We start from the raw sequence: 22177 nt of genomic DNA on the forward strand, positions 1-22177 counted from the left end.
AAGCACACAGCCCCCCCCCCCCCCCCTTCTCCCCCCCCCCCCCCCTCCCCCCCCCCCCCCCCCCCCCCCCCCTCCCACCCCCCCCCCCCCCACCCCCCCCCCCCCCCCCCCGCCGCCGAAGGCCCGGGGCGGGGCGTCGTTGTGACTGATTCCCCATCACGGTTGTCAAGCAGTCCTTGATCCGGCCTGTTCGGCAAGGGGGGGCATGAGATTCCGGGCCTGCGATAGTGGACTTTCGTTAGTGCCGCGAGGGCGCGGAGTTCCGTAGGGTCGCGTTCGTGAGAACAGTGATCACCAAGGCCCGGTTGCCGGCACCGGTACTGTCCGCAGGCCTCTTCATGGGGGCGGTGGCAGCCGTTGGCACAGGTGTCGCCACCCTCTGGTGGGGCATACCGGCGGCGGTCTGCGCCTTCCTCGCGGGCTTGCAGCCGGGGCGGAACCGGAGCACGGGCGCGGCCTTGGTCGGAGTGCTCGCGGCCGCCGTCGTGGCTGTGCTCCTGGTGCCGGCGTGGCTGGGCTGGGCGAGCCAGTTCCTGGGGTTGTTACTCGTGGCGGCGATGCTGCCGTGGTTCGCGGGCCGTTTCCTGCGCCAGTACCGCGAACTGGTGCGGGCCGGGTGGGAGCGGGCCGCGCGGCTGGAGCGGGAACAGCATCTGGTTGCCGAACAGGCCCGGTTGCGCGAGCGGACCCGGATCGCACAGGACATGCATGACCTCCTCGGCCACGACCTCAGCCTCATCGCCCTGTCCGCGGGGGCACTGAAGCTGGCCCCTGGCCTGTCCGAGGACCACCGGGCCACCGCCCGGGACATCCGCGCCAGGGCGGGAGCCGCCGTGGACCGGCTCGGCGAGGTGATCGGTGTCCTGCGGGAGCCGTCGGATCTGGCTCCGGGGTCCGAGCCCGGCGCTGGGCTCCCCGAACTCGAACGCCTGGTGGACCGGGCGGCCGCGGCGGGGCTTGACGTCCGGCTGTGCGTAGAAGGCGAGGCGCCGGCCGTTGACGCCCTGCTGGTCGTCGAGCGGGCCGTGCAGCGCGTCGTCCAGGAGGCGCTGACGAACGTTGCCAAGCACGCGCCGGGGCACCGGGCGACCGTCGTCGTCCGACACGTGGAAGGACGGACCGAGGTCAGTGTGACGAACGAGCCGGTGTCCACCGTGTCCGCGGCCGACGACGACCACGCCGCCCGTCCTGCACCCGGGTCCCGGGCCTCCGCACCCGGCGAGGGCCACCGCTTCGGGCTCATCGGCCTGGATGAACGCGTCCGACGGGCCGGTGGCACCTTCACATCGGGCCCCGAGGACGGCGGGTTCGCCGTCCGGGCCAGGCTCCCGCACCGTCCGGCGGCCGTGCCCCCACCGCGCCGCGCCGAGCCCGGTGATCCAGGTGACGTACTGCCTCCTGAGCACCGCAGCGCCCGTCGCCGACTGGGCCGTACCGCCGCCGCGGCCGTCCTGGTGCCGCTGTGCACCTCCACGCTGCTCATCGGCGGGGTGCGGGCCTGGGACACCGTGACGGCACGGCGGTCGGTACTCACCCCCCAGGACTACGCCCTCCTGCACATCGGCCAGCCACGCCCGGACGTGGCGCCGTACCTGCCCGAACGCCAGACGACCCGCCGCCCCGCAGCACCCGCGCCCGCCCCACGCGATGCGGCCTGCGAGTTCTACGTACAGGCCAGCGACCCCTTCGACGACCACTCGGGGGATATCTACCGTCTCTGCTTCCGGGCTGGCCGCCTGGTCTCCACCGACGCCTACACCGGGAAGGCCGTCCGATGATCCGGATCCTGATCGCCGACGACGAGCCCATGATCCGGGCAGGCGTCCGCGCGGTCCTTGCCACCGACCCCGGCATCACCGTCATCGCCGAGGCAGCCGATGGCCACCAGGCGGTGGAGCTGGTCCAGCGCCACCGCCCGCAGGTGGCCGTCCTCGACATCCGGATGCCGGGGACCGGCGGTATGGAAGCCGTCGCCGCAATACGAAGGACCGTCCCTGAAACGGGAATTGTGATGCTGACGACCTTTGGCGAGGACGAGTACATCCTGCGCGCCCTGAGCGAAGGTGCCGCCGGCTTCCTGATCAAGTCCGGCGAGCCGGAGGAGCTGATCGCCGGAATCCGGGCGGTCGCCGACGGCGCCGCCTACCTCTCACCGAAGGTCGCGGCACGGGTCGTCGCGCATCTCGCCGCTGGCGGTGCGGGCGCCCAGGCCGGCCGCCGCTCCGCGGCCCGCGCCCGCGTCGAGGCGCTCACGGCCCGGGAGCGGGACGTGCTCGGCTTCCTCGGCAGCGGGTTCTCCAACGGGCAGATCGCGCGCCGCCTGCGCCTGGCGGAGGGGACGGTGAAGGCCCACGTCAGCTCGATCCTCGCGCGCCTCGGGGTCGACAACCGGGCTGCGGCGGCCGTGGTCGCGCACGAGGCCGGCGTGGTCCCGGTGCCGCCTGACCGGCTGACGTACGAGGAAAGCTGACACCGCCCGTACGGCAATCGGTAGTACGAGGAGCCACACGGTCACTACGGCCGTCGCGCCGACCGCCGCGCCCGCCAGGACGTCGTGCGGATAGTGCACCCCGACCAGCACCCGCAACAGGGCGGCCGCCCCGGCCACCGGCAGCACCAGGGTCGCGAGCCGGGGACGTACCAAGATCGCACCAACTGCCAACGCCGCGGCCAGGGTGGCGTGGTTGCTGGTGAACGACCAGTCGCCCGGCTCGGGACACGATGCGAGGGCCGCGACCCCTCGCAGGGCTCGGCACGGACGTTCCTCGTCGACGAGGAGTTTGATCGCCTCACTGAGTCCGTAGGCGACGACGGTCCCGGCGGCGGCCACTGCTACCCGGGCCACGCCCGGCGCGTCACGGTGGCGAAGGGCGCTCCAGCCGACCCAGGCCATGAGCAGACCCAGGAACAGCAACGTGCCCTCGCTCGCCGCTTCCAGGGCGGTCTCGGCCCACGCCGGCCCGTCCGCCACGCTCCCGGTCAGCGCTCGGTAGGCCCTCGCTGAGAGGCCCGCCGTGACGTGCACCGGTTCGTTCGTGCCCAGTGTGCCCTCGGGTGCCAGCCACACCACGGCCACTGCCCCCGCCCCGGCCGACGCGACAGCCATCAGCAGTCGCCGACCCCACCCGTACCGCTTGATCGATTCCATGCCGCCGACGGTAGGAACTCCGCAGGACCGCGTGCTCTGACCGAAGGTAAGCCCCGTACCCCGACGATCGTCAGGGTTGACCGGTACAGGCTGAAGAGACGGGACGAGCCCCGGAGATCCAGAGGTGGTCACGAAGCCGTGACCACCGTGCGTCAGGGCTGAGCCCGCCACTCGTCGATGCCTTCGGTGATGCGGAAGTCGCGCTCGGCGCCGTCGGGGAGGGCCACCAGTGCCTTCTGGTACGCCTCGCTCTCGTATGCCGCGACGGCCTGTTCGAAGCTGTCGAACTCGATCAGAACGACGCGTTGTGAGATTCCGGCCTCGTGGGCGACGACTCGACGGCCGCGGGACAGGAGGCGCCCGCCCCCGGCCTGGACAGCCGGACGGGCCAGCTTGTCGTATGCAGCCAGCTCCTCGGAGTCGGAAATGGCGGGGTAGACACTGACCCAGTAGCCCTTAGCCATGGAAACCTCCTGTGTTCGGCCGGACACGTCCGACTTCGAATTGACACTCAGATCGATCGATCCCGGCGGCGACGACGGGTACTGAGGTCAGTTGAACCGTCATATGCGCAGGTTAGGACTTGATGTGGGGTCGAGGGAAAGACCGGTGCGGGATAGGCTCAGAACGGATCGCTATCAATCGGCAGGGAGGGCACGTGGCGCCGGATACGGTGAGCCTGCGGTACTTCCTGGTGCTGGCACAGGAGTTGAATTTCACCCGCGCGGCCGCACGGATCGGTATCGCGCAGCCCGCACTCAGCGCCCGGATGCGCCGATTGGAGTCGGAACTCGGTACGGCCCTGCTGCTCCGCAACACGCGTAGCGTCGAATTGACCACGGCCGGTGCGGCTTTGGCGGAGTCCGCGCCGCCCGCGCTGGCGGCGCTGGACCGGGCATGGGACACCGCCCGGAGCGCGGCGGCCGGTGAACTGGGGACGCTGCGCATCGGATACAGCCTCAGCGCCGGGGCCGAGACGGCACCGGCCCTGGTGGACAGGCTGACGCGCAGCAGTCCCGGACTCGAGGTCCGCGCGGTCCCGATGGCGACACCGGAGATCACCCCCGGGGTCGCCGACGGCCGCATCGATGCCGGGATCACCCGCGGAGAACAGCCGGGCCGTGGCGTGCGCCGGTTCCTGCTGCGGCGCGCGCGCATCGGGGTGCAGCTGGCGCAGCACCATCCGCTGGCAGAACACCCGGAGATCGAGATCGCCGACGCGGCCGCGTATCCGCTGCGACTCCCGGGCCGTGCGGCCAACCCCGTGATCCACGATCAGCTGTCCGCGCTGTTCCGGGACACCCGACCACACCCCCGATTCCACACGCCCGCAGTCTCTTTCGACATGTCTCAACGCGACCTGCGCGACGGGATCACCCTCGCCCCGGCCGGAGAAGCCGCGGTCACGGCACAACCGGCCGGTCTCACCTGGCGACCGCTGCGGGGCGCGCCCATCCTGACGATCCACCTGGTCCTCCCACACGAGCAGTCGCCCCTACACCGCCGCATCCGTGCCGTCGCCAAAACCCTGGCGCACGAGCTGCACTGGCTGCCGGACTGAAGCGCAAGAGGTCAAGCGAGACGGAAGCCTGGGGTGGCGAGGCCAAGGACCACGCCCATCCCGAGAGGGGTCACCAGCGGGCGCGCAGCACTCCGTCGCTGTCCGGCAGGGCGGCGCGGAGGAGCGGGTGGCGTTCGTCTAGGTAGAGCGACAGGGCGCAGGCCGCGCGCGCGTCGGCCACCAGGGCGGTGAACTCCTCGTACTCCGTGTCGTCGACGATCGCGTGGCTGATCGTCCCGTCCTGCGCCTCCCAGACGAACTCCACGGATCCCTCCTCGGGCAGCGCGGCCAGCACCGCGCCGACGTCCGGGGTCAGGTCGGGCCAGACGGTCAGCAGAGCGCGCGGGCCGAGACCGGCGCGCACTGTGTCGAGGTTCTCCAGAGCGAGGCGGTGCCAGCGTGCGGCGTTGCCCACGTAGGTCTCCTCGAGGAGCAACGTCTGCCGTGAGGCAAGCGCGGTGCGCACGCGCGCCCAGAAGTCCTCGTCGGCCGGCTCCGTCACTTCCGCCTCGTCGAACTCAGCCGCGTAGGGCGAGGCCGACAGCGGTTCCGGGAAGAGGCCGAGTTCGCGCGTACGGGCCACGGCTTGCTCGCAGAGCCGGTTGCTGCCCACGTACACGTACTGGTCCCACCCGACGTGCACGGTGAACTCATCCCCCGCCTCCAGCCGACACCAGGCGCCCTGGTCACGGAGCATGGCCCGGACCAGTTCCAGGGCGAGCGGAAGGGAGACTTCGGCCCCGTCGTGGTAGCCGGTGAGGTCTGGCGGGAAGAGCCCGCCGAGGCCGTGCCCCTCGACGGCCGGCTCCACGCCGAAGTGGACGAAGCCGGTGACCGCAGGCTCGCGTATCTCCAGCCGATCGATGTCCGAGGCCTCCGCGAAGGCGGCGATCGCCGCCAGGTATGCCGCCTCGACCGGCCCGTGGTCGCTGACCGTGTCCTCGGCGCCGGTGTAGCAGCCGCGCTCGTCACGGTCGGCGGGGTCGTACTTGGTGATGCGGTGAACGTAGGACGGCGGCATGCTGCTCCCCGGACGGTCAGAAGGAGGGCCAGCGTAGTTCCCGGCCCCGATGGGCTTGATTACGGGGATCCACAAGCTTCCCTGCGGGGTCCGCCGCGGCCGTCTGTTGCGCCGGTCTGTACGCGTTCCGGGGCGGGGTACGGGATCCGGCCATGGTTCCGTCACCTGACCGGCCCATCCGGGCCTAGAGTGTGCGCGTGACCGAGCAGAACTCCGAACTCATCGCCGGCCGGTACCGACGGGTCGAACGCATCGGCCAGGGCGGTATGGGCCGGGTCTGGCGGGGCGTCGACCAGCAGCTTTTCGGGCGCGAGGTCGCCATCAAGGAGATCCTCTTCCCGGCGGGGCTGGACGACGGCGACCGCGCGACGCTGCTCAGACGCTTCACCGGCGAAGCCCGCGCGGCGGTCACTCTCAGCCATCCCGGGATCATCACCATCCACGACGTCGTGGAGCACCGCGGTGCGCCCGTCATCGTCATGGAGTTCATCCGGGGGCAGTCCCTCGCCGCGGCCATTCGCCAGCAGGGCCGGTTGTCCGTGCAGCGGGTGGCGGAGATGGGGGCCGCCCTGCTCGACGCGCTCGCCGAAGCGCATGACGCGGGGATCGTCCACCGCGACATCAAGCCGGACAACGTGCTCCTGACCAAGGACCGCGTCGTCCTCACCGACTTCGGCATCGCCCACCTGGCCGACGCCACGACCAAGCTCAGCCACAGCGGGACCGTCATCGGCACCCCGCAGTACATGCCCCCGGAGCAGTTGGAGGGCAAGCGCCCCACTCCCGCCAACGACCTGTGGGCGCTCGGCGCCACCCTGTACCACGCCGTCGAGGGGCACCCGCCGTTCGAAGCCGACGGGCTCCACGCCCTGGCCGTGGCCGTCTTCACCCGCCCCCACCGGCCGCCGGCCCACGCCGGCCCGCTGGCCCCGGCTTTGGACGCGCTCCTCACCAAGGACCCGCTGCGACGAGTCGGCGCCGCCGAGGCCGCCGAATTGCTGGCGTCGGCGCTGCGGGCCTCCCGGTCCCGGACGGACACGGCCGCGCAGACCGACCCGCGCGAGCCCGGACCGGCAACCGTCCCCGGGCCGACCCCCGACCCGCAGGCGCCGACGGAACACGTCCCGGCGCCGACCGAGCGGGAAGCGGAACTGCCGTCCACGCCACCCCTGCCCACGCCCGCACCCACTCCCACGGCCGAAGACGTGATCTCGCTCGGCCAGACGGACGACAAGGGGCGGGCCGAGGGGGCGTCCGCCCGGCGGCGCGCCTTCACGCGGCGCTCAGCCGTGCTGGGAGTGGCCATGGCCACGCTCGTAGCCGGCTCCGTCCTCACCTGGACGCTGACCCGTGACACCTCGGTCGGCGGCGGCGCGTCCGGCGGCGGCGCGTCCGGCCGCGGTTCCGGAGCTTCCCCCGTCACCGTGGTCATCGGGGTGGACGCACCGCTCAGCGGCGACCTGTCGGCCCTGGGCGTCGGCATCAAGAACTCCGCCGACCTGGCGGTCAGGACCTCCAACCGGACCCGGCACGTGCCCGGCGTGAACTTCGAGATCAAAGCCATGGACGACGAGGCCATCCCCGCCAAGGGCCGTTCGAACGCCACCCGGTTCGTCGCGGACGGCACGGTGTTGGGCGTCGTCGGGCCGCTCAACTCCGCAGTCGCCCAGAGCATGGCCGAACCGCTCGGACAGGCCGACCTGGTCAACGTGTCACCGGCCAACACCAACCCCGCGCTGACACTGGGTCCCCGCTGGGCCGAGGGCTTCACGTCCCGCCCGTACAAGAGCTACTTCCGCACCGTCGCCACGGACGTCGACCAAGGGCCGTTCGCCGCCCGGTACCTCCATGACCAGGCCAGGAAGAGCAAGGCCTACGTCATCGACGACAGCAGTGCCTACGGTGCCAGCCTGACCGCCGGATTCCGGGCCGAGTTCACGAAGCTCGGCGGGACCGTCGTGGGCACGGATCAGGTGGATCCCGCGCAGGAGGACTTCTCCTACCTGGCCTCCCAGATCCGGGCCTCCGGCGCCGACGCCGTGTACTTCGGCGGCTACTACACCACCGCCGGGCCGCTCTCCCAGCAGCTCAAGCAGGCGGGCGTGACCATCCCCCTGATGGGTGGCGACGGCGTCTTCGACCAGCAGTTCATCACGACGAACCCGAAGGCGGAGGGCGACCTCGCCACCGGCATCGGTGTTCCCGCCGAGGGCCTGGCGAAGGGAGAGGAATTCCTCACGCAGTACCGGCAGGCGGGGTACCCCGAGGCGGCCGGTTCGTACGGCCCCTACGCCTACGACGCGACCTGGGCCCTCATCGAGGCGGTGAAGGCCGTCGTGGAGGCCAACGGCGGAACCCTCCCTCCGGACGCCCGGGCGAAGATGCCGCAGGCCGTGTCCGGGCTGGCGTTCGACGGCGTCACGGGTCGCGTGGCCTTCGACGAGTACGGCGACACGGTCAACCGCCAACTGACGGTGTACGCGGTGAAGCGGGGCAGCTGGACGACCGTGAAGAGCGGCCCCGGCAATCCCAGGAACCCCAGCACCCCCTGATCCGTCGCCGAAGGACCGCACCCGCCCGGTGCGAGGCCGTCCGGGGGGAGGGGGGCGGGGCGGGGCGTGTGCCCGCGCGACGAGGACACACGCCCGGCACCCGCTACGCGCCCCCGGACCCGGACCCGGACCCCGACCCGGACCCCGGCCCGGAGTCAGACCGTGCGACGTCGGCCGCCTCCGGCCCCGCACCCTCCCGCGCGCTGCGCAGGACCACGGTGCTGTACGACTCCAGCCGCAGCCTGCTGTCCGCCTTCAGCTCCCGCTCGTCCGGCGCGTCCGTGCTCGCGGTGTCGACCAGCAGCGTCCAGCGGACGGCGAACCGGTCGCCCGGGAGGCGGAAGTCGACGGCCGTGTCCGAGCCGTTGAACATCAGCAGGAACGAATCGTCGGTGACCCGGTTGCCGTAGCGGTCCGGCTCGGTGATCGCCTCGCCGTTGAGGAACACGGTCAGCGCGCCGGCCTGTGGCCACGTCCAGTCCTCGTCCTGCATGGGCCTGGCATCGGGGCGCAGCCATTCGACGTCCGCGGGCAGCCGCCCGGCGGGTCCGGCGGCCCGCCCGGAGAAGAAGCGCCGACGCCGCAGCACCGGGTGCGCGCGGCGGAGCCGGATGAGGCCGGAGGTGAAGTCCAGGAGTCGACAACCGGGTTCGTCGAGGTCCCAGTCGATCCACGTGGTCGGGTTGTCCTGGCAGTACGCGTTGTTGTTGCCGCCCTGGGTACGGCCCAGCTCGTCCCCGTGGCTGATCATCGGGATGCCCTGGGAGAGGATCAGCGTGGTCATCAGGTTGCGCTGCTGCCTTTCCCGCAGCGCCAGAATGCCCGGGGCGTCCGTCTCGCCCTCCACTCCGCAGTTCCAGGAGCGGTTGTGGTCCTCCCCGTCCCGGCCGTCCTCGCCGTTCTCCTCGTTGTGCTTGCGGTCGTACGACACCAGGTCGCGCAGGGTGAACCCGTCGTGGGCCGTGACGAAGTTGACGCTGGCGAGGGGACGGCGCCGGTCGTGTTCGTACAGGTCGGCGGATCCGGTGATGCGGGAGGCGAACTCGCCGAGGGTGCCGTCGGCGCCGCGCCAGTAGTCCCGTACGGCGTCGCGGTAGCGGCCGTTCCACTCCGACCACAGGGGCGGGAAGTTGCCGACCTGGTAGCCGCCTTCGCCGAGGTCCCACGGTTCGGCGATGAGCTTGACACGGCTGATCACCGGGTCCTGCTGGATGACGTCGAAGAAGGCGGAGAGACGGTCGACCTCGTGGAACTGGCGGGCGAGCGTGGCGGCGAGGTCGAACCGGAAGCCGTCGACGTGCATCTCCTGCACCCAGTAGCGCAGGGAGTCCATGATGAGCTGCAGCACGTTCGGGTGGCGCATCAGCAGGCTGTTGCCGGTGCCCGTGGTGTCGTAGTACCGGGAGCGGTCCTCGTCGACCAGGCGGTAGTAGGCGGCGTTGTCGATCCCCTTGAAGGCCAGGACGGGTCCCTTGTCGTTCCCCTCGGCGGTGTGGTTGTAGACCACGTCGAGGATCACCTCGATGCCCGCCGCGTGCAGCGCCTTCACCATCTGCTTGAACTCGGTGACCTGCGCTCCGCCGCCGCCGGTGGCCGCGTAGGCGTTGTGCGGGGCGAAGAACCCGATGGTGTTGTAGCCCCAGTAGTTCGACAGGCCCTTCTCCGCCAGGTGACCGTCCTGGACGAACTGGTGCACGGGCATCAGTTCCAGCGCGGTCACCCCGAGGCCCGTGAGGTGCTCCAGGATGGCGGGGTGGGCGATGCCCGCGTAGGTGCCGCGCAGTTCCTCCGGCAGGGCGGGGTGGGTGCGCGTGAGTCCGCGTACGTGGCCCTCGTAGATGACGCTCTCGGAGTACGTGTAGCCGGGCGGCTTGTCGTCGCCCCAGTCGAAGCTGCGGTCGGTGACGACCGACAGCATGGTGTGGCCGGCGCTGTCCAGGGTGTTGGGTTCCGCGCCGTCCGCGAAGTGGTGGCCGTAGAGCGACTCGTGGTGGTCCAACCGGCCGTCGATCGCCGTCGCGTACGGGTCCAGCAGGAGCTTGGCCGGATTGCAGCGGTGTCCGGCGGCCGGGTCGAACGGGCCGCTCACGCGGTAGCCGTACCGCTGGCCGGCCCCCACGTCCGGCAGGTAGATGTGCCAGGCGGACCGGTCGATCTCGGTCATCGGCACGCGGGTCTCGTGCCCCGCGTCGTCGAGCAGAACCAGGTCCACGCCCGTCGCGACCTCGGAGAACAGAGCGAAATTGGTTCCGGAGCCGTCGTACGTCGCTCCCAGGGGATACGGTTTGCCCGTCCATGTGCGCATACGGTCACGCTACTGTCGGCGGGGCCGCCGGGCCCGCTGGTCCGTCGGCCAGGGTGTCGCCGCGCCGCCCGGCCCGGTCCACGGGACACCACCGCCCCCTCGCCGTCGGCGGCGGCCACGGCCGGGCGCTCCGGGCGGGGGAGGGCTCACGCGGCCCGACACGCACCAGTCCGACATGCACGAGTCCGACATGCATGAGCCCAGCGCGCACGAGTCCGACATGCATGAGCCCAGCGCGCATGAGCCCGACACGCATGAGTGCGCCGCGGCGGGTTACACGGCCGCCATGAGACGTGGCGGCACCGTCGGCGGCTGAGCCGGCTGCCGCCACTCGACTTCGACAGGGGGGACGGTCATGGGAACCGCGACGCGGGTGCCGCAGCACGAGGACGTGAGGGCGGTGGCAGGCGGACTGGAGGTGGAGGGCGAGGAGCTGTCCGCCGAGGAGGCCTTGGCCGCGTTGCGACGCTATGGGCGCTGGAGCCTCGTACGGGACTCCTTCATCCGGTTCCGGTACGCGGACGGCTTCAGCCACTCCCGCGCGCTGGCCCTGCAGACGGTGCTGTCGATCGTCCCGCTGGCCATCGCCGTCATCGGGCTGTCCAGCGCCCTGCACACCGAGGACATAGGCCGGATCGCCGAACTGACGATCCGCCGACTCGCCAGCGGGCCGAGCCAGAAGGTGGTGGACGACGCGCTGGCGCAGAGTCGGCACCAGCCCGGGGACGGCGGCCAGGCCGCCCTCTGGCTCGGCCTGATGTTCTCCGTCGTCAACGTGACCACGGCCCTGTGCCAGGTGGAGCGGGGCGCCAACCGCATCTACGGGATCGAGCGCGACCGGCCGTTCCTGTACAAGTACACCCGCGGGCTGGTCATGTCGGTACTGGCCGGCCTGCCCCTCGGGCTCAGCTTCGCGGTCACCGTCCTCGGTGCCCACCTGAGCCGCGCCGTGGCGGAGGTCTACCACCTCGGCCCGGGTACCGTGCGGGCGTGGGACCTGCTGCGCTGGCCCTTGGGAGTGCTGCTGGCCATCCTCGCCACCAGCGCCATCTTCCGGCTCTCGCCCCGCCGCACCCAGCCGGGGTACACCTGGCTGGCCTTCGGTGCGACCGTGTACCTCGTGTTGTGGCTGCTGGCGACGTGGGGACTGAGCCTGTACGTCGGGGCCAGTGGCTCCTTCGCCGCCGTGTACGGGCCCCTCAGCGCGTTCGTGTCGCTGCTGCTGTGGTCCTACCTGACCTCGATGGTCCTGTTCCTGGGGCTGGCCTTCGCCGCCCAGCTGGAGGCCGCTCGGGCCGGGGTGAGGCGACCGGCCACGGAGGATCCGGGGGTCTGAAACGGGGCGCGCGAGCGTCGGCGCCGTCCTCGCGGTTGCCTGCACTGCCTGCACCAGACGCCCCCTAGCGCGACGCTTCGCTCACTATGCGGCAATCCCGCGCGGCCGCCTCGCCGTCGGCGAGCCAGGCGGTGCGCAGCCGTTCGCGGGCCGCTGCCAGCGCGGACTCGATGTCCCGTGTGCCGGTCGACACGCACAGGGTGTACACCACGTCCTCCATCCGCTGCCGCGCCGGTTCGCACCGGTCCGCGGTGTGCGGCTGCGCCACTGCTTCGTATTCCTCCACCAGACGCGCCAGCACCGCGGGGTGAGCCATCAGCACGATCTCGCTCCTTCACGAACGACGTCTTCACAGGGGGGCCGGGACGCCACCGACGCGTCGTCTGCCCCGGGCCGCGGATCCCATGCGCCGCCGCCGGTACGGCAAGCGCGTCGGCCGGTGGAAACCAGCCGTGCTCGCCTGCCGCCCGGGGCGTCACGTCAGGTGAAGCGGTCGTGTCAGCCGCGGCCGGCCCGGTGACGCGGGCGGTGGTCGTCGCGGCGGGTCACCAGCAGCAGGGCCAGCAGCATCGGTGCGATCAGCAGGATCATGGTCGCCATGGCGGTTGGTCTCCTCGCGATCGGTCCGTCGTGGACTTCTTCGACTTCTTCGAGCCCTTCGCGCATGTCCGCCGGGACGCCGCCGAAACGCGCGGAACGGGCGGGGCCCTCGGGCAGCGGACGCCGGAAACGTTCCTTCTGCGGTCCCGTCGCGGGTTTCCCCGCGCTTGCCCGTGCAGATCGGCGCCGGGGGGGCAGGCGCGGAGGGACCTGGCAGGCGCGAGGAAGGACGGACACCGTGGCACGACCGAGGATTCTCGTAGTGGGAGCCGGATTCGCCGGGGTCGAATGCACCCGTCGGCTGGAGCGCAGGCTGTCGCCCGCGGAGGCGGACATCAGCCTGGTCACGCCGAACTCCTACCAGCTGTATCTGCCGTTGCTGCCCCAAGTCGCCTCCGGCGTGCTCACCCCGCAGTCGATCGCCGTCTCCTTGCGTCGCAGCAGCCGCTACCGCACCCGGATCATCCCCGGCGGCGCCGTCGGCGTCGACACCGAGGCGAAGATCTGCATCGTACGGAAGATCACCGGCGAGCTGACGGAACACGCGTACGACTACCTGGTGCTGGCTCCCGGCAGCATCACCCGCACCTTCGACATCCCCGGACTCACCGAGCACGCCCGCGGCATGAAGACACTCGCCGAAGCCACCTACCTGCGCGACCACGTCATCGCACAGCTCGACCTGGCCGACGCGAGCGAGGACGAGGCGGAGCGGGCCGCCCGGCTCTGCTTCGTCGTGGTCGGCGGCGGGTACGCCGGCACGGAGACGGCCGCCTGCCTCCAGCGGCTCACGCACCACGCCGTCACGCGCTACCCCCGGCTGGACCCCGGCCAGATCAGCTGGCACCTCCTCGACCTCGCGCCGAAGCTGATGCCCGAACTGGGCGACACCCTCGGCCAGGTGGCCCTGGACGTCATCCGCCGCCGCGGCATCCAGGTCTCCCTCGGCGTCAGCGTCGCCGAGGCCGGGCCCACGGAGGTGAAGCTGACCGACGGCCGGGTGCTGCCCAGCAGGACCCTGATCTGGACGGCCGGAGTCGCCGCCAGCCCGCTGATCGGCACGCTCGACGCGGAAACCGTCCGTGGCCGGCTCGTGGTGACCCCGGAGATGACCGTGCCCGGTGCGGCCGGAGTGTTCGCGCTGGGAGACGCGGCGGCCGTGCCCGACCTCGCCGCACAGGACAAGGACGCGATCTGCCCGCCGACGGCGCAGCACGCCCTGCGTCAGGGGCGCGCCGTCGCGGACAACCTGATCGCGACACTGCGCCACCAGCCCCTTCGCCCGTACGTGCACAAGGACCTGGGGCTGGTCGTCGACCTCGGGGGCGCCGACGCGGTGTCCAAGCCGCTGGGCATCCCGCTGCGCGGGCTCCCCGCCCAGGCGGTGGCCCGCGGCTACCACTGGTCGGCCCTGCGCACCAACGTCGCCAAGACGCGCGTCCTGACCAACTGGCTGCTGAACGCGGCGGCCGGCGACGACTTCGTACGCATCGGGTACCGCTCCTCGAAGCCGCCGACGCTGCGCGAGTTCGAGTACACCGACGCCTACCTGACCGCCGATCAGGTCAGGGCGCACACGGCGGCGCTGCGCGCCCGCGGCTGAGGACGTCGGGACGGTCGGCGGCGCCCTCCCGCGGGCCGGGGAACTACCAGGCCAGCTCCACGTGGACGCTCTTGCCGTCGTGGCGGGGGACGACGCGCACCCGGCGGGCGAGGGTACGGACGATGGTCCACCCGCGTCCGCCGGTCTGGTCGGGGGTCCGGGAGCGCGGGGGGAGCGGGCTCGTGTCCCGCACGGTGATCTCGATCCCGCCGGACACCAGGCCGAGTTCCAGGACGAAGGGCCCCGGAGCGTGGCGCACGGCGTTGGTCACCAGTTCGGAGACGACGAGCAGGGCGTCATCGTGAAGGCCGCGGTGGGCGGGCGGGGCGTGGTGGCGCAGGAAGGCGCCGGCGGCCTGCCGGGCCTCGGCGATGCAGCCGGGCGCGCCGTCGAAGTCCGCGCGCACCTGCGCTTGACGGACGCCGTGCGCAATGGCCGACGGGAGCTCCATCCCCCACACCCCTTCCCCTGGGTGCCTCACCCCTCGGGTGCTCCAACGCTGCGTGGGGCCCCGTAGCACTGCTGGGGGCCCTGTCCCTTGGCGTTTCCCCACCCAGCAGGGTACCCAGCACGTTCGAATCGGTCACGGGTTCGGGCCCTGTGCCGTCGTCGGTTTTTCGCGCTGACCCGGCCACGCCGTGGCGACCCGCCAGGAGACGGCTTTCCTTCTAGTGCAGATTCACTACTCTTGAACGGTGTCCAGTACCCACGCTGAGGGCTGCCGCAGGAGAGAGGACGCAACGTGACCGGCCCGGTGTTCCAGGCCAGCACCGCACTCGACGCCAACGCGGCGGGTCTGCGGCTCGTCGGCGCGTTGGACCTGGACGGCGCCGGGCAGTTGCGCGCCGTGGTAGCCGACTGTTTCGCGCGGCGGCCCGACCGTGTCGTACTCGACCTGGCGGGCCTGCGGTTCTGTGACTGCGCGGGGCTCAACGTGCTGATGGAGGCCAAAGCCACGGCGGACAGGATCGGCACCGAGATGCGCGTGGAGGGCGCCCGCCCGCAGGTGGCCCGGCTCTTCGCCCTCACCGGCGCCGACGACCTGTTCGCCGGCGGCGCGCCGCCTCTACCACCGAGGCCCCTGTGATGCCTCCGACGCAGCAGACCTCACCGGATACCGTGCCGCGCACCGTCGGGGGCGCATCACCATCCTGCTCGTCGAGGACCACGACATGGTGGCCGAGGCGATTCGCATCACCCTGGTCTCAAGGCCGCCGTTCCCGCCCCGCCGAACGGTGACGGTGGACCCTCTTTGGAGTCACCACCGCCGTCGCCCCCGCATGTTCGTACCTTCCACCAGTACGAAGTCCCCTGGACGAAGGGGGAGACTTCCCGCCGAGGGCCGCGGCTCATTCTGAGAGCCGACGCCACAAATCGAGGGGAAACCACCACGATGAGTGGTCAGTTGTACGACGGCATCGGCGAAGCCTTCGAAGGCTTCAAGACCCTGCCCATCATTCGTTACACCGAGGTACCGGGCTTCCTCGCCCTGGTCGGCGACGTCACCGGCAAGTCCGTGCTCGACATCGCCTGCGGCACCGGGTACTACAGTCGCGAGCTCAAGCGCCGCGGTGCGTCCCGGGTCTTCGGGTTCGACATCTCCAGTGCGATGATCGAGGCGGCCGAAGCCCGCGAGCGGGCCGAGCCGCTCGGCATCGCGTACGAGGTCGCGGACACGGCCACCCTGCGGACCTTCGACGAGCCCTTCGACGTCGCCGTGGCCGTGCAGGCGTTCAACTACGCGGCCGACGTCGCCGAGATCGGGCAGATGATGCGCAACATCCGGCGCAGCCTCGTTCCAGGCGGTGACTTCTTCCTGTTCGTGCAGAACCCGGACTACGACTTCGGCGGCCCGTCGCTGGCCAAGTACGGCTTCCTGTGCGAGTCCACCGGCAAGGACAACGAGATCGGCCGGGGAACGCGGATCACGGCCCTGCTGGATCCGCCCGTCTCGTTCGAGGCGACCACGCCGTCGAAGGAGACGTACGAGCAGACACTGTCCGCCGCCGGATTCACCGGGATCGAGTGGGTGCCGCTGGACGTCTCGGAAGCGGGTGTGGAGAAGTTCGGTGAGGAGTTCTGGGCGGACTACGCCGCGAACCGGCCGCTGATCATGATCCGCTGCACCGCCTGACCGGTTCATCTCCGGCGCCGGCCCGGCCCTTTGGGGTCGGCGCCGGCGCACGGGGCGCGGGGGTGCCGCGGGGGAGTGGGGGCACCGAAGTCAGCGCTTGCCTCGAAGGCGCCTGAGCATCCCGCGGGCCTCTTCCCGCTTGCGCGGGTCGGACGCCGCACGCCGCACCGAATCGATCGTCCGCCGCCCCTGCGGGCTGCGGCTGAACTGCTTGATCTTTGCGAATAGTCCGGACACGAGCCCTCCCGGTGTAGCCGTCGTGACGCTACGTCGTGTGCCCGGGGACCCTTGGTTGAAACCGCCTTGCGATGCACCGCACCGCAAGCCACCCGCTAGGAGACGTCGGCAGCCGTCACCCCTTGCCCGTCGGCCTCGGCCCGCGCCGCGGCCGCCGCCTCCCACGGAGGCGCAGTACGTGACTGCGTCCACGCCTCCAGGCCGTCGCCGTCCACGCAGACGATGCCGCACGTGGCGGCGTACTCCGCGGCGGGAGCGGTGAAGGCGCTGGTGGTCACGACGACGGCCACATCGGCCTCGTGGACGGCGAAACAGGTGCCGCCGAAGCGCTGCAGGTCCTGCGAACCGACCCGGTTGCCCTCGCCGTAGTGCTTGCACTGGACGACCACGCGCAGGCCGTCCGCCGTCGTGGCGATCACATCGGCCCCCAAGTCACCTGCCCCGCCCACCACTTCCACCTGGGGACAGCCATCGCGGGCACACAGCGCGGCAACGGTGTGCTCGAAGCCGTCCGCGTCCACCCCCGCGTGGTCCAGGGCGGAGGAGTCCACCTCGGGCAGGCCGGCCGCCTCAGGGGCGACCTCCGCCGCCCCGCCCACCGGGGGAGCGTACGCAGCCGGCGCGCCCGGCGCCGGCGGGATGCCGGGCCCGCGCGGGCCCGGCACGGGCGCGCGGGAGGGGCGGCGGCCCGGCGCCACGCTCCACCGCGCCAGCGCCACCCCGGCGGCCAGGACGACCATCGTGACGATCGGCAGTACCGGCACGCCTCCGCCGCTCGCGACCGCGGCCGTTCGGACGAACACGGCCGATCCGCCCAGGCAGATCCCCACCAGCCCCACGGCCAACACGACGTCACGCCCCACCGACGCCTCACCCTCACCGTCACCGCGGCGGCGCCCTCCGGATGCCGTCATACGCCCCCTCCTCACCCCTCACGGACCACGCCCCCTCGGCGTGGCCCCGCCACTCGCCACCCCACACCGCCATCTCGTCCCGGCGATGGCGGACCCGGAACGTCTCCCCTCGTCTGATCAAGATCTCCGGATCCAAACGGCACGGCACAGCTGCCCTACCCGGCGCATCATCGGGGCCGCCGTGGCAACAAGATCCTCATGACGCGGGAAAACGGTCCGGCTGCGCGCCGGAGGAGGTGGCCGCTGCTGCTCCTGCCGGTCCAGGCAGCCCTGATGGTCGGTGGGGGGACGCTGCTCACCGGATCTGCGGCGGACCAGGGACAGGCAGGAGGACGGGTGCCATGGGAGGACCGGGCCAACCGGTACCTCGCCGAGGAACGCGTCGCACCGCTCACGGAGCTCACACGGTGGCTCTCCGCACTGGCCGACACGGAAAGCGTCGTCGGCGTGACCCTGGTCTGCGTCGTGGCGCTGCTCGTGCTGCCGCAGGTCGCGTGGCGGGCCGAGGCCCTCTTCCTCGCGGCGTCGGTCGCCACCCAGTCGGCCGTGTTCCTGCTGGTGACGGCGCTCGTACGACGGCCACGCCCCGACGTCCCGCGACTGGACGGCGCGCCACCGACCTCCAGTTTCCCGTCGGGACACGTCGGGGCCTCCGTCGCCCTGTACGCCGGACTGGCCGTCATCGTGCTGCTGAGGACACGCGGCCGCGGCCGGTGGCGGTATGCCGCGGCGGCGGCGCTGCTGCTCGTTCCGGCGGCCGTCGGCCTGTCCCGCGTCTACCGCGGCATGCACCACCCCACCGACGTGGCGGGCGGCCTGCTCAACGGCACGGCGACCCTACTGATCGTGGGATCCGTCGTCCTGTACGGCCGCGACGGGCCGGCACCCGGGACCGCGCGCACCGGCCGGGCCCCGCGCACGCGCACCACCGTCGGGGCCCTGTCGGCACGTTACTCCGGCCCCGACTCCACCTTCGCGGCCAGGCTCCTGCTGACGACCGCCGCGACGGCCGGGGCAGCCGTGCCCTTCGCCCTCTCCCTGGTCCTGGTGGAGTCCGGATGGGCGCCGCTGTACCGCCTCGACCAGGCCGTGGCCGAGCGGCTGCACCAGGCCGCCGTCGGTCACCCCGGCTGGGTGCGTGTCCTCCACGTGCTCACCGACTTCGTGTGGGACCCGGTGACGATGCGTCTGCTGGTCGCCCTGCTCGTGCTCTGGCTCCTCACCCGCCGTGCCTGGCGGCTCGCGGCCTGGGCGTCCGTGACCGCGGCGGCCGGGGCCCTGACGGGGGTGCTGGTCAAGAGCGCCGTCGAACGCGCACGTCCCCATCTGCCCGACCCGGTCGCCCACGCGCCGGGGTTCTCCTTCCCGTCGGGCCACGCGATGACGGCCTTCACCTCGTGCGCCGTCCTCCTGCTGGTCCTGCTGCCCCTGGTACCGCGCGCCTGGCAGCCGCTTCCCCGGGCGCTCGCGGTGATCTCCGTGGTGGGCGTCGGCTACACGCGCGTCGCGCTCGGCGTGCACTGGGTGAGCGACGTGGTGGGCGGATGGCTGCTCGGCCTCGCCGTGGTCACCGCCACGACGTTGGTCTTCGAGGCCTGGCGGGCGGATTCCGGCTGGCGCCGTACGGCCGTGATGCGCGAGGGTCTGGAGCCGGAGCTCTCGGCTCCCGACCCCGAACCGCCCCTGGACGTACGAGCCTCTGAGCTCTCGCCGTCCTCTCCCGCTTCGCCGTCATCCGGTGGCGCAAGCGAGCCCCGGCCCTGACCTCCGGTCCGGCCCGGGGTCCTCAGGACGGGGCGCCTCCCGGGCGGGCGAGTCCCCACGTCTGGAGCTCGTAGGGGCGTCCCTTCTCCTGACCGGTGATCAGCGGCACCTGGAGCAGCCGAAAGCCCGCCTTCGCGGCCACGGCGACGCTGGCGGTGTTCTCGGCCTCCAGCTCCAGGATCACCTGCTCCGCCCCCAGGTGCTCGAAGGCGTAGCCGGCCATCAGCCGCACCGCGCGCACCGCCAGCCCCTGGCCGCGGTGGGCCGGACCGACCGCGTAACCGATCTCCGTCCCTTCGGGGGCGCGTCGCAGCATCACCTCGCCGAGCGGTGCGCCGCCGTCGACGGTGATGGCCAGGAGGATCGCCGTGCCGTCCGCCCGCAGCTGCCGGTCGCGGCCCAGGCGCGTGCGGGCGGCCTCCGCGTCGAACGGGGAGACGATCGGGGTCCAGTACGCGATGTCGGGATCGTCGAAGAGGCCGGGCATCGAGGCCAGGTCCGCCTCCGTCCAGTCGCGCAGGACGAGACCCTCTCCCGAGATCTCGATCCGCTCGGGAAACGACGACGATGTGCTGGTCATACCGATGGCCCTCCTGGTCTGTTCATGACGAGACAGGCTATCGGCGTGCGGATCAGGCCCGGATCAAGGGAGCGGGCACGACCGCCGTGCGGGACGGCTGACATCATGTCCGGTTGCCCGGGCCGCCCTCCGCGGGGGCGGCCCCCAGGTCCGGCGAGGGGTGCTGGTGGCCGTGCCATTCGCAGAGCAGGACGGTGGCATCGTCGCCGAGACGTCCGTCATGGTGGTGGAGCACGGCACGGACCAGGCGGCGCAGGGTCTCCGGGACGGGGAAGCCGTCGGCCTGGTGCCGGATGATGAATTCGACGAAGCGGTCGAGGCCGAATTCACGGCCGGTGCGGTCGCGGGCCTCCGTGATGCCGTCGGTGTAGAGGAGGAGCCGGTCGCCGGGTTCCAGGTGTTCCCGGTGGATGAGCGCCGGCAGGCCCAGCTCCGTACCCAGGGGGTGGCTGGGTCGGCGCTCCAGCGTGGTGATCCAGCGGCCGGCCCGGATGAGGATGGGCGGCGGGTGGCCGCAGGTGATCCAGGACAACAGGCCGGTGTTCAGGTCGAGGTCGGCGAGCACGGCGGTGGCGTAACGGTCGTGCGTGAACTGCTCGATCAGCATGGTCTCGATGCTGTCGCGGGCCTGGGTGATGCTGGCTCCCTGGCGGCGCTGGTTGCGGCAGGTGGCCATGGCGAGGTTGGCCGTCAGCCCCGCTGCGGTGTCGTGCCCCATGGCGTCGAAGACGGCCAGGTGGGCGATGTCGGCGGCCAGGGCGTAGTCGAAGGCGTCCCCGGCGGTGGCATAGGCAGGCTCCATCGCGGCGGCGATGGTCACCCGGGGGCTGGTGAAGGTGCGCGGCGGCATCAGCGACCACTGCATCTCCGCGGACACCGACATCGGCTCCAGCCGGGTCAGCCGGGCGTAGGAGTCGCTGTGGGAACGGCTCGACACCAGCATCATGCCGACGAGCGAGGCCAGATCGCCCATGGTCTCCCGCGTTTCCGCGTCCGGTTCCTCGCGGGTGGTGACGGAAAGGACGCCAAGGCGCTCGGTACCGTCCAGGAGCGGCAGCCAGTGCAGCCGACGGCCCTCGGTGGCACCGAAGGAGGACTGGAGGGTCTGGAAGGTCCGGCCGGCCAGAGTGCCGTCGATCCGTAGCTCCCGTCCCCCGCGGCCCCCGTCCAGCCCCTCGCCGGTGACCTCGCGCAGCATGTCCTCGCGCAGGTCACAGACGTAGATGCGCACCGCATCGAACCCGGCCCGCGAGGCGTACTCGGCCACGACTGCCGGGAGCTGCTCGAAGGTGGTGAGGTGACTGGCCCTGAGCAGGGCGGTGAGCATGTGGTGGTAGGAGTCGGGCACTGAAGACCCTCCGGCCTGTCTCGGGGGCGAGCGGCGCGCCTCGCGGTTGTCGCTGCTGGAGATGAATGGGATGGGATGGGAAGGCGATGATGCAGAGCGTCCATCCCAGCTGACAGACGCCCGACGACCCGTACACGACACCCCCGCTACGCCGTTCGCGCGACCCGGTTGCCCCGGGCGGGGCGGCCGGAGCTCCGCCGGGGGAGGGCAGTCCTGCACGTCGCGGGTGGCTGCGCCGCCTCCGCCGGAGAGCCGTCACGTTTCTGCGGGTGAATTCCTGCCCCCGCCCGGGTGAGCACGCAGGACCAGCTCTGTCGCCCACGCTTCGGGGACGCTAGAAACCGCGCGTGATCAGAAATCTCGTACGGAGCGCTTCCGCGCTCCTCCTCGTCTTCATGCCGCTCGTTGCCGCCGCTCCCGCGTCGGCAGTCGTCGACGCGCCCAAGGCGTCGGGCCCGGACCCCATCGTCTTCGTCCATGGCTGGAACCCGGACCCCTCTCCCTGGCGGTCCATGACCACCCGGTTCGAAGCCGACGGCTGGCCGGCGGACCACCTCGACCAGTGGAGCTACGACTCCACCCAGTCCAACGCCACGACCGCCGCGCACCTCGCCGAGGAGATCGACCGCGTCCTGGCGCGCACGGGCGCCACCAAAGTCGACGTCATCACCCACTCGATGGGCGCGCTGTCCTCGCGGTACTACCTCAAGTACCTCGGCGGCGCGGCCAAGGTCGATGCCTGGGTCTCCCTCGGCGGGCCCAACCACGGTACGGAAGCCGCACGTTGGTGCGGCGGCGCCCCCTGCGTCGAGATGCGACCGGGCTCCGTGTTCCTGAAGGACCTGAACTCCGGTGACGAGACCCCCGGCACCACGCGGTACGCCACGTGGCGCTCGCCCTGTGACACCCTCATCAACCCTCAGAGCAGCGTCGCCCTGGACGGGGCGCTCAACAGCACCACCGCGTGCCTCGGCCACAGCGCCCTGCGCACCGACGGAGCCGTCTACGACGAGGTCAGGACGCACGTCCGGTAGGCGGGGACTTCAGCCCGGCAGGCTGAAGCTGAGTTCGAAT

At 71.8% G+C, this 22177-nt stretch carries 18 protein-coding genes and 3 pseudogenes; 12 read left to right on the forward strand and 9 right to left on the reverse strand.

What is annotated here, in order from left to right; translation table 11 throughout:
• Positions 1–278 precede the first annotated feature (278 nt).
• Together AC07DU_RS05870 and AC07DU_RS05875 are read left to right on the forward strand one after the other, a co-directional pair.
• Positions 279–1778: a sensor histidine kinase gene (locus AC07DU_RS05870; protein ID WP_479109766.1), complete on the forward strand. Its 1500-nt coding sequence runs from the start codon at positions 279–281 to the stop codon at positions 1776–1778.
• Positions 1775–2470, forward strand: a complete 696-nt coding sequence (locus AC07DU_RS05875) for a response regulator (protein WP_479036579.1) — start codon at positions 1775–1777, stop codon at positions 2468–2470. Before AC07DU_RS05870 ends, AC07DU_RS05875 begins: the two co-directional genes overlap by 4 nt.
• Positions 2471–2506: 36 nt before the next feature.
• Here the strand turns inward: AC07DU_RS05875 and AC07DU_RS05880 are convergent.
• Both AC07DU_RS05880 and AC07DU_RS05885 read right to left on the reverse strand, forming a co-directional pair.
• Positions 2507–3148, reverse strand: a pseudogene (locus AC07DU_RS05880) (phosphatase PAP2 family protein); the annotation flags it as partial.
• 152 nt (positions 3149–3300) lie between these two features.
• The gene (locus tag AC07DU_RS05885) at positions 3301–3612 is read right to left on the reverse strand and encodes a DUF1330 domain-containing protein (RefSeq protein ID WP_479109768.1); all 312 of its coding nucleotides are present in this window, start codon (positions 3610–3612) and stop codon (positions 3301–3303) included.
• A 194-nt stretch (positions 3613–3806) separates the two neighbouring features.
• Here AC07DU_RS05885 and AC07DU_RS05890 point away from each other — a divergent pair, with 194 nt between their 5' ends.
• On the forward strand, positions 3807–4709 hold the full coding sequence (locus tag AC07DU_RS05890; RefSeq protein ID WP_479109770.1) for a LysR family transcriptional regulator: 903 nt from the start codon (positions 3807–3809) through the stop codon (positions 4707–4709).
• Positions 4710–4779: 70 nt separating this feature from the next.
• Here the strand turns inward: AC07DU_RS05890 and AC07DU_RS05895 are convergent, their stop codons facing one another.
• On the reverse strand, positions 4780–5730 hold the full coding sequence (locus AC07DU_RS05895; RefSeq protein ID WP_479109772.1) for an RNA-binding protein: 951 nt from the start codon (positions 5728–5730) through the stop codon (positions 4780–4782).
• Positions 5731–5927: 197 nt separating this feature from the next.
• Here AC07DU_RS05895 and AC07DU_RS05900 point away from each other — a divergent pair.
• Positions 5928–6707: pseudogene (locus AC07DU_RS05900) on the forward strand (serine/threonine-protein kinase); the annotation flags it as partial.
• Between the two features lie 327 nt (positions 6708–7034).
• Positions 7035–8282 carry a branched-chain amino acid ABC transporter substrate-binding protein gene (locus AC07DU_RS05905; RefSeq protein WP_479109912.1) on the forward strand — a complete coding sequence of 416 codons (1248 nt, stop codon included), beginning with the start codon at positions 7035–7037 and terminating at the stop codon, positions 8280–8282.
• A gap of 103 nt (positions 8283–8385) precedes the next feature.
• Here AC07DU_RS05905 and glgX read toward each other — a convergent pair whose 3' ends face one another.
• Entirely contained in the window at positions 8386–10587 is a 2202-nt protein-coding gene (gene glgX, locus AC07DU_RS05910) for a glycogen debranching protein GlgX (RefSeq protein ID WP_479109774.1), read from the reverse strand.
• A gap of 355 nt (positions 10588–10942) precedes the next feature.
• Between glgX and AC07DU_RS05915 the strand changes: the two genes are divergently transcribed.
• A complete protein-coding gene (locus AC07DU_RS05915; RefSeq protein WP_479109776.1) occupies positions 10943–11923 on the forward strand; it encodes a YihY/virulence factor BrkB family protein in 981 nt (326 codons plus the stop codon).
• 64 nt (positions 11924–11987) lie between these two features.
• On the opposite strand, the gene AC07DU_RS05920 is transcribed toward AC07DU_RS05915, so the two are convergent.
• The gene (locus tag AC07DU_RS05920; RefSeq protein ID WP_479036558.1) at positions 11988–12245 is read right to left on the reverse strand and encodes a DUF5133 domain-containing protein; all 258 of its coding nucleotides are present in this window, start codon (positions 12243–12245) and stop codon (positions 11988–11990) included.
• A gap of 516 nt (positions 12246–12761) precedes the next feature.
• On the opposite strand from AC07DU_RS05920, the gene AC07DU_RS05925 reads away from it, so the two are divergent.
• On the forward strand, positions 12762–14126 hold the full coding sequence (locus AC07DU_RS05925; RefSeq protein ID WP_360893113.1) for an NAD(P)/FAD-dependent oxidoreductase: 1365 nt from the start codon (positions 12762–12764) through the stop codon (positions 14124–14126).
• A gap of 43 nt (positions 14127–14169) precedes the next feature.
• Here the strand turns inward: AC07DU_RS05925 and AC07DU_RS05930 are convergent, their stop codons facing one another.
• Positions 14170–14577 (reverse strand): ATP-binding protein, encoded by a 408-nt coding sequence (locus AC07DU_RS05930; RefSeq protein ID WP_479036555.1) that lies wholly within the window; start codon positions 14575–14577, stop codon positions 14170–14172.
• A gap of 291 nt (positions 14578–14868) precedes the next feature.
• On the opposite strand from AC07DU_RS05930, the gene AC07DU_RS05935 reads away from it, so the two are divergent.
• Together AC07DU_RS05935 and AC07DU_RS05940 are read left to right on the forward strand one after the other, a co-directional pair.
• Complete coding sequence (locus AC07DU_RS05935) at positions 14869–15213, forward strand: STAS domain-containing protein (protein ID WP_360893119.1); 345 nt, start codon at positions 14869–14871, stop codon at positions 15211–15213.
• A gap of 306 nt (positions 15214–15519) precedes the next feature.
• Positions 15520–16260: a class I SAM-dependent methyltransferase gene (locus AC07DU_RS05940; protein ID WP_479109778.1), complete on the forward strand. Its 741-nt coding sequence runs from the start codon at positions 15520–15522 to the stop codon at positions 16258–16260.
• Positions 16261–16592: 332 nt separating this feature from the next.
• Here the strand turns inward: AC07DU_RS05940 and AC07DU_RS05945 are convergent, their stop codons facing one another.
• A complete protein-coding gene (locus AC07DU_RS05945; protein ID WP_479109780.1) occupies positions 16593–17411 on the reverse strand; it encodes a restriction endonuclease in 819 nt (272 codons plus the stop codon).
• A 273-nt stretch (positions 17412–17684) separates the two neighbouring features.
• Between AC07DU_RS05945 and AC07DU_RS05950 the strand changes: the two are divergent.
• Positions 17685–18248, forward strand: a pseudogene (locus AC07DU_RS05950) (phosphatase PAP2 family protein); the annotation flags it as partial.
• Positions 18249–18350: 102 nt separating this feature from the next.
• The gene (locus tag AC07DU_RS05955) at positions 18351–19175 is read left to right on the forward strand and encodes a phosphatase PAP2 family protein (RefSeq protein WP_479036710.1); all 825 of its coding nucleotides are present in this window, start codon (positions 18351–18353) and stop codon (positions 19173–19175) included.
• Positions 19176–19197: 22 nt separating this feature from the next.
• Here AC07DU_RS05955 and AC07DU_RS05960 read toward each other — a convergent pair whose 3' ends face one another.
• Entirely contained in the window at positions 19198–19755 is a 558-nt protein-coding gene (locus AC07DU_RS05960) for a GNAT family N-acetyltransferase (RefSeq protein ID WP_479036545.1), read from the reverse strand.
• Between the two features lie 103 nt (positions 19756–19858).
• A complete protein-coding gene (locus tag AC07DU_RS05965; RefSeq protein WP_360893505.1) occupies positions 19859–21082 on the reverse strand; it encodes a PP2C family protein-serine/threonine phosphatase in 1224 nt (407 codons plus the stop codon).
• A 368-nt stretch (positions 21083–21450) separates the two neighbouring features.
• On the opposite strand from AC07DU_RS05965, the gene AC07DU_RS05970 reads away from it, so the two are divergent.
• A complete protein-coding gene (locus AC07DU_RS05970; protein WP_479109782.1) occupies positions 21451–22137 on the forward strand; it encodes an esterase/lipase family protein in 687 nt (228 codons plus the stop codon).
• The last annotated feature ends 40 nt before the right edge of the window (positions 22138–22177 follow it).

This window comes from Streptomyces sp. NPDC045695, assembly GCF_056432025.1.